We start from the raw sequence: 14,228 nt of genomic DNA, 5'->3' as shown, positions 1-14,228 counted from the left end.
AGTGTGGATAAGTTTATCCGCAAGCTGTGGATAAAATATAGCATAAAGTTATCCACAAAGTATAAAAATTATAGAAACAGTTTTATCCACAATATAAGATTATGTTTATTAAAATTAAAAATGCATTTTCCACAGAAAAACAGCTTCCTAATAGTAATAAATTTAAATTTATAAATTTGAATTTATTTATAAGATCCAGACTTTCTGTGGATAACCGACACATGGTTTAAATTTAAATTCAAAACGAGAATCTAAATTTGAATTGTGTATAGTATTGTGGATAAATCTGTTGATATAGATGTTAATAACTAAAATATAACATTAAAACAATTATTTATATTGTGGTTAACTATTTTATTCACTCTTTGACTACACAATTTGAAAAGTATCAGGCAAGCCAATCCCTAGACTAATTTGAAAAGAAATATGCTTTTGCATTGACAGCTCAAGCAATGAGCACTAAAATCGCGGACCTTCATAGAAAGATCATTTTTGGAGTTTCGACATGAAACGTACATTCCAACCATCTGAATTAAAGCGTAAACGCGTTCATGGTTTCCGTGCTCGTATGGCTACTAAAGCTGGTCGTCAAGTTCTAGCTCGCCGTCGTGCAAAAGGTCGTCACAGCTTAACTGTTTAATCAGTTAGGCTTCGCCGACTTTGGGTGATATGACAACACTTTATGGTTTTGGCACAGAGTTACGATTACGCTGTGCTGCCGATTATAAAGGTGTCTTTGATGGTGCGCTTTTAAAAGTGCATCAACCCCATTTCTTATTTCTTGCAAAACCGTCCGAACTGCCAAATAGCCGTTTGGGTTTAGTTGTTGCCAAGAAAAAAGTGCGCCGTGCGCATGAACGAAATCGAGTAAAACGTCTTGCTCGCGAAAGTTTTCGCCTGCATCAACAGCAGCTCAGCGATCTGGATATTGTGGTGATGCCAAAAGCTGGTATTGATACAGTCCCGAATGCAGAATTGCACCAGCAACTACAATTTGCTTGGCAGAAACTCAACCGTCTTGCCAAAAAGCATACAAAAATAGCTCCCTCCCCACAAAAGTAGAGATGGCCAATGGTACGTTTACTGCATTGGTTAATACGTTTCTATCAGATTGCGATTAGTCCTTTATTGGGACCACGCTGTCGTTATCTTCCAACATGTTCTCAATATTCCTTGGAAGCAGTCCATACACATGGAGCTGTGCGTGGTGTGTGGCTGGCTACTAAACGTATTTGCCGTTGTCATCCGTGGGGTGGCTCAGGATACGATCCTGTTCCTCCGAAAGCGATTCGTTTTATTTCATTTCAGCAAATAGATTCTCAAACGCTTCACGTTGCTGTACCCTTTCGTGATCGTTTATTGAACCAAAATCACTCTCACCACTTGGGGTAATACATATGCAACAATGGGCCAGGATTGCAATTCTCGGGGCTATGTTTGTTGTCGCATATTTGCTCATTTTGGCGTGGCAAAAAGATTATGGAAATGCGGAAACTCAACCTCAGCAGGAAACTGCAGTTGTGTCGCAAGAAGTGTCAGCAGATTTGCCAAATGCTCAGACGGCTACCGCCGCTTCTGATGTGCCACAAGCAAATGTTCCAGCGCAGCAAGCCACGGATGCTACAGCACCTGTAAGTCAGCAGCTTATTTCAGTACAAACTGACCTTTATCATCTTTGGATTAATCCTAAAGGTGGTGATATTGTTCGTGTTGAATTACTCAATCATGACAAAAACAAAGACAGCGATGAACCTTTCGTCATGCTGGAAAGCGATGCGAAACGTACTTATGTCGCGCAGTCAGGTTTAATTGGTCTAAATGGACCGGACAGCAGCCGTAATGGCCGTCCAAGCTATGAGCTGGAAAAAACTGCTTATACCCTGGCAGATGCGAAGGCAGTCAAAAATAAAGATGGCGAGAATGTAAAAGTTCTGTCTGTGCCAATGGTATTCAAGACGGCAGATGGTGTAGAAATCATCAAGACCTTCAATTTTACTGAAGGTGAATATCCAGTTGTCGTGAACCACAAGGTTATCAACCGCAGTGGACAGGCTTGGCAAGGTCAAATGTTTGGCCAGATCAAGCGTGACAATTCTGAGGATCCAGGCAAATCTGATCAAGGTATCTTTACTCTAGGTACTTTCTTAGGTGGCGCTTGGGGTACCCCGGATGAGCATTACAATAAGTTGAAATTTGACAACTTTGTTGAAGAAAAACTCAGCACTGAAGCTAAAGGCGGCTGGGTTGCGATGGTGCAGCACTACTTTGTCAGTGCATGGGTACCAGGTAACCTGAAGCTGACGCAGGGCAATGGCGAGGCCTATACGGCGAAGCTGGAATCGCGTAAGTCAACTGATAACATGAATATCATTGGCTTTACCTCTCCGACCTTCAATGTACCTGCCGGTACTGTGGCTGAAATTGATGCGACCTTCTATTCTGGTCCAAAAATCCAGTCAGAGCTCAAAGATCTGGCAACAGGTCTGAACCAGACTGTAGATTATGGCTGGTTATGGCCGATTGCCAAACTACTATTTGTTGGTCTGGAATTTTTCCATGGCCTGGTAGGTAACTGGGGCTGGGCGATCATTCTGTTGACTATTCTGGTAAAACTGATCCTGTGGCCATTGTCGTCGAAGAGTTACCGCTCTATGGCGAAAATGCGTGTGATTGCGCCAGAAATGCAGCGTATGAAAGAAGAGTTCGGTGAAGACCGTATGCGCTTCTCTCAAGAGATGATGGCACTGTACAAACGCGAGCAGGTAAATCCACTTGCCGGCTGTTTACCGCTCTTGCTGCAAATGCCAATCTTCCTGGCATTGTACTGGGTACTGATGGAATCTGTGGAACTGCGTCATGCACCATGGATGCTGTGGATTCAGGATTTATCTTCAATGGATCCTTGGTTCATCCTGCCATTGCTGATGGGTGCAACAATGTATATCCAGCAGTCGTTGAACCCACAACCGACTGATCCAATGCAGGCGAAAGTGTTCAAGATCATGCCAGTGATCTTTACAGTATTTTTACTGTTCTTCCCGGCTGGTCTGGTGCTGTACTGGATTGTCAACAACCTGATTACCATCCTGCAGCAAAGCTTGATCAACAAGTCTGTTGCCAAAGATCGTGCACAACGTGATGAGGCAAAGCCAGTCAACTAAGTTGAACTGACGGGCTGAATAAATCCGCTTAAGATGGTAATCTTAGGCGGATTTTTTTTGGCTGTACTTTTTGTTCTTCTGCAGGTGAATTTTATGCTCAACCCAACCACTACGATTGCTGCGATTGCGACACCACCGGGACGTGGCGGCGTTGGGGTGATTCGTCTGTCTGGTCCAAAATCTTATGCAATTGCGCAGGCGCTAACTCGAAAAGAATTGCCAAAAGCCCGATTTGCCGGTTTTCGCCAGTTTTATGATGCGGCAGGTGAAGTCATGGATGAAGGTTTAGCGATCTGCTTCCCGAATCCAAATTCTTTCACGGGCGAAGATGTGGTGGAACTGCAAGGCCATGGCGGTCCGGTCATCCAGAATGCCCTGCTGGCACGTTTGCTGGAACTTGGGGCAACAGCAGCCAAAGCGGGTGAATTCTCCATGCGTGCCTTTGAAAATGGTAAGCTTGATCTGGTACAGGCCGAAGCGATTGCCGACCTGATTGACGCGACCTCGCAGGCTGCAGCACGTTCTGCGGTACGTTCTTTACAAGGTGCATTTTCAACCAAGGTCAATACGGTTTTAGAAAAACTGATTCATCTGCGTTTGCATGTGGAAGCAGCGATTGATTTTCCGGAAGAAGAAATTGATTTTCTGGCCGATGGTAAAATTCTGGCCCTGCTGGATGATGTTGCCAGCTCAGTCACCGCGGTACAGCAATCGGCACGTCAGGGACAATTATTACGTGAAGGCTTGCAGGTGGTCATTGCCGGTAAACCTAATGCCGGTAAATCGTCCTTGCTGAATGCTTTGGCCGGGATTGAACGCGCCATTGTGACCGATATTGCGGGTACGACACGTGACGTTTTGCATGAGAAAATTACCTTAAATGGTTTGCCAATTACCCTGACGGATACTGCCGGTCTGCGTGAAACGGGTGATATCGTGGAAAAAGAAGGGATTCGTCGTGCAATCAAGGAAATTGAGCAGGCGGATCTGCTGTTATTGGTCTATGACCTGAGTCAGGGTGATAATCCATTACAACTGGCACAGGAATATTTTGCTGAACATATTGAACCGAAACGCCTGATGCTGATTGGTAATAAAGCAGATTTGACCGGTGCCGAAGCTATCATTGGCGATTTTCAGGGTTTCCGTCATATCACTGTCTCAGCCAAGCAGGAAACCGGTGTGCAAGGGCTCATAGAGGCGATTACAGCGCATGCAGGCTTCCAGCCTGAAGAAGACACCTTTATTGCCCGTACTCGTCATTTAGACGCAATGAAGCGTACCCAGGTGTATCTGGCTGAAGCCCGTGAACAACTGGTGGTATATAACGCAGGTGAGTTAGTGGCAGAATCCTTGCGTCTGGCACAGAATGCTTTAGGTGAGATCACCGGTGACTTTAGTGCGGATGACCTGCTGGGCAAGATCTTTGGATCGTTCTGTATTGGAAAGTAATTTCAAATCCATCTGTTATTCTAATAAATTCTAATAGATTCTTTTTTTAATTAAATAGCATTAAGTTTTAGTAACTTAGTGCTTTTTTATCGCGTTTTTATTGTTCCAATATGTTCTATATATTCAACTGATGCTATGATTTTTTTAGTCACTATTAAGTCACAAGGCTGGATAGTGTTTAATATTTATCTATGGTGACTAAGATATGGCACAGGGTAGTAAGATTTTATTTTCTACTGATCGAGAGATTAAGAATTTAAAAGCTAGTGAAAAAAGATATACGGCGAAAGATGCTGTAGCGAATGGCTTGTTCCTAGATATTACGACCACAGGTGTTAAATCTTGGTGGTATCGTTATTCATTGAATGGAAAGCAAGAAAGATTGGTTTTAGGTCGCTATCCTGATTTATCTCTAAAGGATGCTAGACAGATCAGAGATGAATCCGCTTCATTAGTGGCTAGAGGTATTTCACCAAAGCAAGATAAGATTAAACCTAAAAGTATTTTGTTTAAGGACTACGGCGAACGCTACTTAAAAGAAGTTATCCAAAAAGACCGTAAAAACCCTTACAACATGCTTTTGTGCCTGAGTAATGATATTTATCCAATAATGGGAAACATTCCATTAGATCAAGTCAGCATTGAGGATATACGCCGTACTATATGGCGCAAAAAAGAACAGGGATATGATGCAGCTGCTAATCAGGTCAGGGGCTTGTTGAAGCGTATGTTTGATTACGCAATGACTTTAGGTTTTGTACCTTATAACCCAGTTTTAGCTATTCCATCTCGACACGTACACAAGGCAAAGCCTAGAGATAGGTATTTAAGTACAAATGAAATCCGTACTTATTACACTACCCTACTAAACTCAAGAATATACAGACCTAGAAAACTAGGGCTTTTGCTTTCATTGCTTACATTGGTGCGAAAATCAGAGCTATTAAAAGCCAAGTGGGAGCATATCGACTTTGATAGCCGTATATGGCTAATTCCTGAAACAAAAGCAGATAGTGCGACAGGTCATAGCCGTGAAATGATTGTCTTTATGTCAGATCAAGTGATAGAGATATTTAAGGAATTAAAAGCCATTGCAGGCAATGAGCCTTTTGTTTTTGTCGGTCGAAAATCAGGTACTCATATCAGCCATAACGCTTTTAACACGGCGCAAAAATCAGCATTAGCATTGACAGACTTGCCACCCTTTACAGTCCATGACTTGAGAAGAACAGCTAGCACTCATTTAAATGAGCAAGGTTTTAATAGTGATGCAATCGAAGCTTGTTTAAACCATGCAACCAAAGGTGTGCGAGGTGTGTATAACAAAGCTAAGTACGAAAAAGAACGTAAAGTGATGATGCAAAAATGGAGTGATTTTGTATTTAGTTTGATTTACGAGCCGAACTTAATTTTCTTTAATACTGAGGCTAAGAAGAACGCTTAAAAATATGTGCATATCATATTGTGCTCATATATTCAATGCTTTTATTGACTGATTGGTTAAAAAATAAACAAAAAGTGGGTTTTATGAGTTGCAGAAAATGATTTTTCTTTATAGTCTGAATTTGTAGTAATTCTTTGGATTACTTAATTGGAATGGGGGGTAGGTCGAAGTACCCCCCAAATGGCAAAAGCAATTAATAGTTGCTTTAGAGCCGAATTTTAAACCGCCGTCACAAGCACACATTAGGAATCTAATATGTAAAACGATTTAAATGCACATTACATAATCCCCTTACTATTTGTCAAATATTGACTGTAAATATTCATATATTACGGTTTTGGATTAGTGCATCTCATTGTTTATAAAATATTAATTTCTAGTGTGGCATGGCGATCCGAAAAAGGTATGTCTTATGACCACATTTAATAATCACAAAGCAGAAAGCACACGTTTAATTCGCCGTAAAGAGGTACAAGCTAAAACAGGGCTTGGTGCATCTTCCATCTATGCCCTGATGAGCGAGGGCAAATTTCCTAAACCTATAACGCTATCAATTCGCCGTGTAGCGTGGATTGAATCTGATATTGATCTATGGATAGCGGAGCGCATTGCAAGCCATAAAACAGAAATGGAGGCTTGAAAAATGAAAGACTATATTTTAATCAGAAGCGGTCAAGCCATTACAACCGATCTACTAATAGCCAAAGCTTTTGGGAAGCGTGCAAGTGACTTGAAAAGACTAATCAGAAGCTTACCTTGTCCTGATGATTTTAGAGAGCGCAATTTTACACAGACCACTTATGTTGATCAGCAGGGGAAAAAACAACCTATGTATGAGATCACAAAGGATGGCTTTGTTCTTTTAGTTATGGGCTTTACTGGGAAAAAAGCCATTGATTTTAAGATCCAATATATTGAGGCATTCAATAGCATGGAAAATTACTTAAATATACGCTTTGATCAGTTTAATGAGATTTGTCAGCGATACGAAACAAGTAAAGATTCAGTAAGCCATTCTGCTAGATGCATGGCATTTTGGAAAAATGATAAACCAATTCTTTTAAGTAAGATCAACCACTTAAAAAGGGTTTTGCAACTAGACTTATTTAATAAAAATAATGGGGATGACTAAGTGAATAGCATAGCTAAATTATTGACTCCCGACTTGGTAGCGGCTCAAAAGATGCTTGAGATGCTGGATTGTAAGAATGAACAATTTACCTTTCAAACTTTCGCTGACCATAAGGATGGTGCGCAAAACCTAGTTCGTACAATTAGTGGTGCGTTGGACGATCATAAAAATGCTTTAGAGCATTTAAATAGACTAGGTGCAGGGATATTTGTCACTATCAATGAAACAGACCTTCAAGGGCGAAAAGCTAACAATATAAAGCGCATTCGTGCCTTATGGGTAGACTTTGACACAGTTGATAATAGCAGGGTTAAGCGTTTAAAAGATTTAAGCCCAGCACCTAATCTAATTATAGAAACGTCACAGGGTAAACACCATGCCTATTGGATTGTTAATGAGGGGGAAATTCCTTTAAATCAATTCACAGCGCTACAAAAACGGTTGATTCATTATTTTGCTTATGATGGAGCAGATAAAGCGATTCATGACGTGTCTAGAGTTATGCGTTTAGCCGGGTTTATTCACCAAAAGGGAACGCCTTTTATATCTCAAATTGTTCATAGTGATACTTGGCATAATGCTGATGAATTAATTAGATGGGTTGAATCATTACCAATAGCGGAAAAAGAAATAAAAAAACCGCTTTCGACTATAAATAAGACCAAAGCGGTTGAATGTACAAGTTTAACTATATCATTGCCTTATGAACAATCAAAGTTATTGGCCAGGAATCGATGGCCCGAGATCATTGCAAAACTCGGTTATCAGTTACCAGCCAATAATACAGATCATAGCTCGTGCCCGATTTGTGGCGGTGATGATCGGTTTAGATTCGATAATCAAAACGGTGATGGCTCATTTATATGCTCACAGGGTACAGGTGAAACAATCGCAGGAGATGGCTATAAATTACTTGAACACGCTGGCATGTCTTCAAGTGAGGCTTTAAGCACGGTCAATCATATTTTGAATAACATGGGCTTAATATCTGAGTTTGATTCCAAACCACAGAAAAAAACTGAATGGCAGCAACCTATGCCATTAAGCCAAGTAAATAATGCAAAGCCTACGCCATTTCCTATTGGTTCATTGCCACTATTAGCTAGACAAGCAAGTGAAGCTATTGCAGAGCGTGTGCAAGCTCCTATTGCGATGGCTGCGATGTGTGTACTCGGAACAATGTCACATATTGCTCAAGCTCAAGTTAATGCACCTAAAGTGAATGATATTTATGGCAACGGTGAACCATGTAGTTTATTTCTGATTACTGAGGGAGGTAGCGGTAGTCGTAAAAGCTCATGTAAGGAAATATCAGACAAGGCTATCCATGAGTATGAGAAACAACAATATGAGGTATTTAAATTAACTCACGAGCAATGGAAAGCGAGATTGCTAGAGATACCCAAAAAAGACAGGGATGCTTTTATGGCTGAGAATCCCGAACCGCAAAACCCAAAGACTTTGTTTAATGACATTACTTTTGAATCATTAGCAGGTTTATACATTGATGGCACTGTTTTAAACGTATCTATTAATACTGATGAAGCTGCTCAATTCTTTGGTGGTCATAGTATGAAAAGTGAAACTGCGAATAATGTATTGGGAGGCTTTACCAAATTATTTGATGATGGTTTTGTTCAAAGACAGAGAGCCAAGTCAAATGAGAATGGTAGTGGTCAAGCTTATGATGTGCGATTAACTTTTAATTTACAGGGGCAACATGAAATTTTATCGAAGGAATTAAAAGACCCGATCAAACGAGAGCAAGGTTTTTTACCACGTTTCTTATTTGCTGCACCTGAGAGCCTAGCAGGTCGTAGAATGCAAGATGAAGCTTTCAGGCTACATTCCAAAGGATTAATGGATGATGTGCGTCTAACAGCTTATTGGGGGCGTTGTGCCGAATTAATAGCAAAGGCTGATATACCAAAGGTCATACAGGATGGAGAAAAATCAGCACCTAGTCGAAACCTATTAAAATTGAGTAGAGAAGCAGATCAATATGATCTTGTATTTTATAACGAGTGTGAACAGCTACAGCTTGACGGAAAGGAATATGAAACCATCAAGCCATTTGCTAGTCGTGCTGCTCAATTGGCAAGACGTATTGCTACGGTATTAGCTTTTTTTGAACAACGACATGAAGTATCAAAAGAGATCATGAGTGCTGCATGTGACATTGTTCGTTATTCACTTAAAGAATGGCTACGGTATGCGGATATAGAGCCAAAGAAGGAAAGTCATGCAGAGAAGCTTTTGAAGTGGTTGGTAAAGCAAAAGGATAAAAGTATTCTTTATTCAAAAGCTCAAGGGTATGCTCCTAATCCTATACGCAATAATAAGCAGTTATTGGATCAGGTTTTACAGGAACTAGAGGATTTTAACTATATACGGATGACTGAGTTAGGTAGAAGAAAATATATAGAAATGAATCCAAATCTCTAAGAATACTGCTAAGTTGCTAAATAATTGCTTAAAGCCTTAAAACATGGGGCTTTGAGTTTAGCAAGCAAGGTTTTTAGCAGTTGCTAAGTTGCTAAATGAAATGGTTATTTAGCAACTTAATTAGCAGTTTAGCAAAACAGAAAAATGCTTAATGCTAAGTGTAAGCCCTTACAGCATAAGACTTTCACCTTAAGCTTAGCAATTTAGCAAATAAAATAGGATTATGATTATTTTTTTAATGAGATATGAGGGTTGATTGATTATTGAACGATAACTGAATAATATTCATATATTAATAAAAAATTAAAAGTTGAAGTTTTATGGCTATTATTTATTGCAACAAATGCAAACAATGTGGTGAATCCAAATTAAAAGGTAGTGGTTGGATTACGCTTATTTTAATTCTTTTTTACATCATTCCTGGTTTGATATACATGGTTTGGCGTAGGTCAGGTTTAGGTGAGTGTAAGTTTTGTGGAAGCTCCGATGTCATACCTGCGAGCCAAAAACCAATAAACCAAATTCAAACACCAAATATAAGCCAACCTTTATTTGAAAATGTTCCCCACAAAAATTGTCCTGATTGTAGAGAACTTATTAGATTTGATGCACGTAAATGTAAACATTGTGGATCTTATATAACTGATGCTCAATAATAGAATTTTGAGTTACCGTAAAGTTACCGCATAGATTCCAATAAAACCATTAAGTGATGTCAGAAAAACCATAACATTTCCCTAACTATGCAAAAAAATTGCCGTAATACTGCCGTTTAACGTGTCCGAAAATATACACCCTAGAGATAGCCGAATACTCATTAATCACTAACGTGTGTATAAATTCCATCCCCTTATAGCAGGAGTGGAAGTGTGTACATATAATGGATTAACTATTCAAATACTGCACTTGGATCATCTATCAATTGGATCGTAAAAAATCAGATTGAGTATTTAATAACAATGACTTAGTGATGATATAAAAAGTCACTGATTAGTCACTGTATTCTATTTTAATTATTAAGTATTTGATTTTATTTATTTTAATTTATTAAATTATCTTCTGTATTGGAAAATAATCTTCAAGATATATAAAAAGCCCTCAATTGAGGGCTTTTTAACAGGCTTTTACATGCAGTTTCTGATGTGATACCCAGAGAACTACACATAAAATACTAATCACCGCACAGAAGCTGATAACAGCCAAACCCAAACCAAAATGATCGGCCAGATAACCCACTGCAATAATCGGCACAATCGTGCCTAAATAACCCATAAACAGATAGGTCGACATGACTGCGGCCCGATTCTGTAAGGTCGTGATTGCAGGAATCACGCCAAATGCGCCCATCAGGGCAAAGCCATGCCCAATTCCAAACAGAATATCACTGACAAAAAATAAGATACTCGTTTTGAAGAGCATACACAGTGCAAGACTTATCAGACTCGCAAACATAATGATCAAGCCAATATTCAGACATTTCTTTGCAGCAACCGCTTTAGCAAAGAACTGCACCATGGCAGAAATCAGCAAAATGCAGGTGATGGCGGTACCACTGACTAGAGGCCCATGCCAAGGCAGAATATCCTGCACAAAAGAGGGTGACAGTGAGGCAAATAAACTAAAGGCAGCAAAGGCACAAAATGCGGTCAAACCCACGATCATAAACAAAGCATGATATTGAGGCTCAGGACGCAGTAATTTCGGTGCAATACTAAAGGGCTGACGTTCAAATGCTGGCACTTTTAACCAGAACAAGCCAATAAAACACAGTACTGCTCCCCAAATAATAGGTAGATATGGAGTGATCAGTGGCGTCTGAGAAAACTGCGCAATGATTCCGCCGACCAAAGGACCCAGACCAAAGCCAATTGCAGTCAGAATCGATACCAGTTGCGGTGCAAACTGCTTATGACTCTCTGGAATGGTTTGCATCATGCCAATCATGGCAGAAGTGGTCATGAGACCTGAGGCAATGCCGATAATGAAACGCCCCACTGATAAAATCAGTGCATTGTCTGCAAAGACGGAAATGATTAAGCCTAGACTGATAAATACCAAGCCGATTTGTAAGGTTCTTAAAAAACCAATACTGTTACTGGTTCGTCCCAGAAACAACAGAGTGCCTAGACAGCCAAACATATAGGCGACAAAAATATAAGTAATCTGGCTTGGAGATAGATCCCAAACCTGTTGATAAATAGGGTAAAGCGGACTGGCTAGTGCCGTGCCGATAGTCCCCATAATCAATGTAAGGCTGACCATGGCGAATGGTCGCCATGTGGTATTTATTGTCATGCTGCTGCCATAGAAGTTCAACATCACGCTTCCAGAAAAATGATGTTGAATAAAAATTTGAATGGAAAGCAGTGTATCGGTTAGATGAAAAAGCGGTCAATTATCTTGCTGTAAACAAAACGAAAATATTCAGCAGAAAAAATCAGCCATAACGCTTGAGCAATTTTAAAAATTCCTGAAGATCCTGTTCATTGACAGCTTCTGGATCTTTGATTACATGCTCTCTAAGGTGCTCCTCAATCAGTTCATTCATCAGACCATTCACCGCCCCCTTAATGGCAGCGACCTGTTGTAGCACATCAATACAGCTGGGTTCTTGTTGTGTCAGTGAGGCTTCTACCGCATGAATCTGACCTTTTAAACGCCGTACACGATTTAATATTTTTTTATCTTCATGTACATGACTCACCACAAGTCTCCAAAAATAAATATACTAAGGGGGAGTATATAAATAAGACCACTCAAATGCAAAACAATACCGCTCCACAGCACAACCATCAGTTTGATCAAGGCAATCCACTGGCACAGAAGAAGATACTGCTCGCCACAATCCTGACTGCCGTGATGATGGTATTTGAGATTATGGGTGGCTGGGTCTTTCAATCCATGGCCTTGCTGGCAGATGGCTGGCATATGAGTTCCCATGTCCTGGCCTTGGGACTTGCCTTTGCCGCCTACAAAGCAGCACGTCATTATGCCGATGATCCTCGCTTTAATATGGGGACTTGGCGTATTGAAATTCTGGCAGGTTATAGTAGTGCCATCATGCTATTGGTGATTGCGGGCTTTATGGCTTTCCATTCGATTGAACGCCTGTTTGCTCCGGTAGAGATTCACTATAATGAAGCCATTCCTATTGCGATTTTAGGTTTATTTATTAATCTGGTCTGTGCCTGGTTGCTGCATGATGGTGGACATGAACATGCTCATGGGCATCACCACGATCATGAGTATCATACTAGCCATTCTGACCATCAGCATGACCTGAATCATCAGGCAGCATTTATGCATGTAGTAGCAGATGCCCTGACTTCAGTCTTTGCCATCATAGCCCTGCTTGCCGGTAAGTATTTTGGCTGGGATATTCTGGATGCTGTGCTCGGAATTGTTGGCTCAGTTCTGGTCGCACGCTGGTCTATTGGTTTATTGAAACAGACTGCCAAAACCCTGCTAGATGCCGATATGGATGCACCGGTGGTAGATGAAATCCGGGAAGTTGTCGCGGAATTTGGTCCTTTAGTAAAACTGTCTGACCTGCATGTTTCCCGCGTTGGGAAAGGCAAGTTTGCCTGTTTTGTGGCGCTGGAGACTGCGCTAGATTTAAGTCCTGATCAGGTCCGTGAAGCGATTTCTATTCATGAAGAAATCGTGCATATTTCTGTAGAGATTAATCCGGTTACTTCTATTTCATAAGTAGTTTATGTTCCACGTGAAACATTAAGAATAGTGAAACATGACAGTACATAAATCATCTGATTTTTCTGCATGAAACGCATAGAATTAGCACTACTTTACTCTGACATGAGCAGGAGATTCATGCTGAAACCTATCCTACTGCTGGCCATGACGGTATTGGCTACGAGCCTTAGCTTTGCCGATATTAATACAGTCAAAGCTAACCTGGCCAAACATAGCCCAGACCTGAAGATTGAAAATCTTCAGACTACGGAAATGAAAGGGATCTATAGTGGTTCTATGGATGGACAAGTGATTTACCTGAACGAGGATGCCAAGCATCTCATCGGTGGGTCTATGATTCGCCTTGCCGATAAGCAAAATCTTACCCGGGATCTGGTGCTGAAACAGAACAGTATCGACTGGAAAAAGCTGCCTTTACAGGATGCATTGAAAACAGTACGAGGCACTGGCAAGCGTCAGCTGGCGATTTTTTCTGACCCCAATTGCCCCTATTGCAAACAGCTTGAACTAGAACTTAAAAAGCTCAATGACGTAACCATTTACACTTTTGTTCTGCCACTGAAAGCGCAATCTATAGCCCCTTCACGACAGATTTATTGTGAAAAAAATCCGGCTCAAGCCTGGGATGATCTGATTACTAAGGGTATTCAGTCTAAATCTGGCAAAGGCTGCGCTAATCCGGTAGAACGCAACTTGGCCTTGGCTAAATCCCTAAATATTCAAGGTACCCCAGCAATTATTTTCTCGAATGGTTTTAAAGTCATGGGTGCCTATCCGGCTGAACAGATTGAAAAGATTCTGACAGAACTCGGTCTTTAATCTTAACTTTTGCTTGGTCATCTGAAGTATATCGACAGCAGAAGCTTTGAATTGAATCTTG

The 14,228-nt window shown here is 40.7% G+C and carries 14 protein-coding genes; 12 read left to right on the top strand and 2 right to left on the bottom strand.

The annotated features are described in order from the left end of the window. Positions 1-505: 505 nt before the first annotated feature. The 10 genes from rpmH (at position 506) to ACTJIX_RS12570 (ending at position 10,290) form a co-directional block, all read left to right on the top strand. Positions 506-640 (top strand): 50S ribosomal protein L34, encoded by a 135-nt coding sequence (gene rpmH, locus ACTJIX_RS12615; RefSeq protein ID WP_000831329.1) that lies wholly within the window; start codon positions 506-508, stop codon positions 638-640. A gap of 29 nt (positions 641-669) precedes the next feature. Then, on the top strand, positions 670-1,062 hold the full coding sequence (gene rnpA, locus ACTJIX_RS12610; protein WP_004897461.1) for a ribonuclease P protein component: 393 nt from the start codon (positions 670-672) through the stop codon (positions 1,060-1,062). A 9-nt stretch (positions 1,063-1,071) separates the two neighbouring features. Then, entirely contained in the window at positions 1,072-1,392 is a 321-nt protein-coding gene (yidD, locus tag ACTJIX_RS12605) for a membrane protein insertion efficiency factor YidD (RefSeq protein WP_004814012.1), read from the top strand. Positions 1,393-1,397: 5 nt separating this feature from the next. Then, a complete protein-coding gene (yidC, locus tag ACTJIX_RS12600) occupies positions 1,398-3,161 on the top strand; it encodes a membrane protein insertase YidC (RefSeq protein ID WP_163167689.1) in 1,764 nt (587 codons plus the stop codon). A 93-nt stretch (positions 3,162-3,254) separates the two neighbouring features. Next, on the top strand, positions 3,255-4,613 hold the full coding sequence (gene mnmE, locus ACTJIX_RS12595; protein ID WP_440611500.1) for a tRNA uridine-5-carboxymethylaminomethyl(34) synthesis GTPase MnmE: 1,359 nt from the start codon (positions 3,255-3,257) through the stop codon (positions 4,611-4,613). Between the two features lie 205 nt (positions 4,614-4,818). Continuing rightward, on the top strand, positions 4,819-6,057 hold the full coding sequence (locus tag ACTJIX_RS12590; RefSeq protein ID WP_440611499.1) for a tyrosine-type recombinase/integrase: 1,239 nt from the start codon (positions 4,819-4,821) through the stop codon (positions 6,055-6,057). A gap of 412 nt (positions 6,058-6,469) precedes the next feature. After that, the gene (locus ACTJIX_RS12585) at positions 6,470-6,697 is read left to right on the top strand and encodes a helix-turn-helix transcriptional regulator (protein WP_440611498.1); all 228 of its coding nucleotides are present in this window, start codon (positions 6,470-6,472) and stop codon (positions 6,695-6,697) included. A gap of 3 nt (positions 6,698-6,700) precedes the next feature. Continuing rightward, the gene (locus ACTJIX_RS12580) at positions 6,701-7,189 is read left to right on the top strand and encodes a Rha family transcriptional regulator (RefSeq protein WP_440611497.1); all 489 of its coding nucleotides are present in this window, start codon (positions 6,701-6,703) and stop codon (positions 7,187-7,189) included. Positions 7,190-7,240: 51 nt separating this feature from the next. Then, positions 7,241-9,634 (top strand): DUF3987 domain-containing protein, encoded by a 2,394-nt coding sequence (locus tag ACTJIX_RS12575; RefSeq protein ID WP_440611496.1) that lies wholly within the window; start codon positions 7,241-7,243, stop codon positions 9,632-9,634. Positions 9,635-9,954: 320 nt separating this feature from the next. Beyond that, positions 9,955-10,290 (top strand): Pmp3 family protein, encoded by a 336-nt coding sequence (locus tag ACTJIX_RS12570; protein WP_440611495.1) that lies wholly within the window; start codon positions 9,955-9,957, stop codon positions 10,288-10,290. 457 nt (positions 10,291-10,747) lie between these two features. On the opposite strand, the gene ACTJIX_RS12565 is transcribed toward ACTJIX_RS12570, so the two are convergent. Further along, a complete protein-coding gene (locus ACTJIX_RS12565; protein ID WP_440611494.1) occupies positions 10,748-11,953 on the bottom strand; it encodes an MFS transporter in 1,206 nt (401 codons plus the stop codon). A 118-nt stretch (positions 11,954-12,071) separates the two neighbouring features. Continuing rightward, positions 12,072-12,338 carry a metal/formaldehyde-sensitive transcriptional repressor gene (locus ACTJIX_RS12560; protein ID WP_286860109.1) on the bottom strand — a complete coding sequence of 89 codons (267 nt, stop codon included), beginning with the start codon at positions 12,336-12,338 and terminating at the stop codon, positions 12,072-12,074. 56 nt (positions 12,339-12,394) lie between these two features. Here ACTJIX_RS12560 and dmeF point away from each other — a divergent pair, with 56 nt between their 5' ends. After that, complete coding sequence (dmeF, locus tag ACTJIX_RS12555) at positions 12,395-13,342, top strand: CDF family Co(II)/Ni(II) efflux transporter DmeF (protein WP_440611493.1); 948 nt, start codon at positions 12,395-12,397, stop codon at positions 13,340-13,342. Positions 13,343-13,465: 123 nt separating this feature from the next. Then, a complete protein-coding gene (locus tag ACTJIX_RS12550) occupies positions 13,466-14,167 on the top strand; it encodes a DsbC family protein (RefSeq protein ID WP_440611492.1) in 702 nt (233 codons plus the stop codon). Positions 14,168-14,228: the final 61 nt, after the last annotated feature.

Origin of the sequence: Acinetobacter sp. 22323, from assembly GCF_052044895.1 — a bacterium.
Taxonomy (GTDB): Bacteria; Pseudomonadota; Gammaproteobacteria; order Pseudomonadales; family Moraxellaceae; genus Acinetobacter; species Acinetobacter schindleri.
This window is presented reverse-complemented; position numbering and strand designations above follow the sequence as displayed.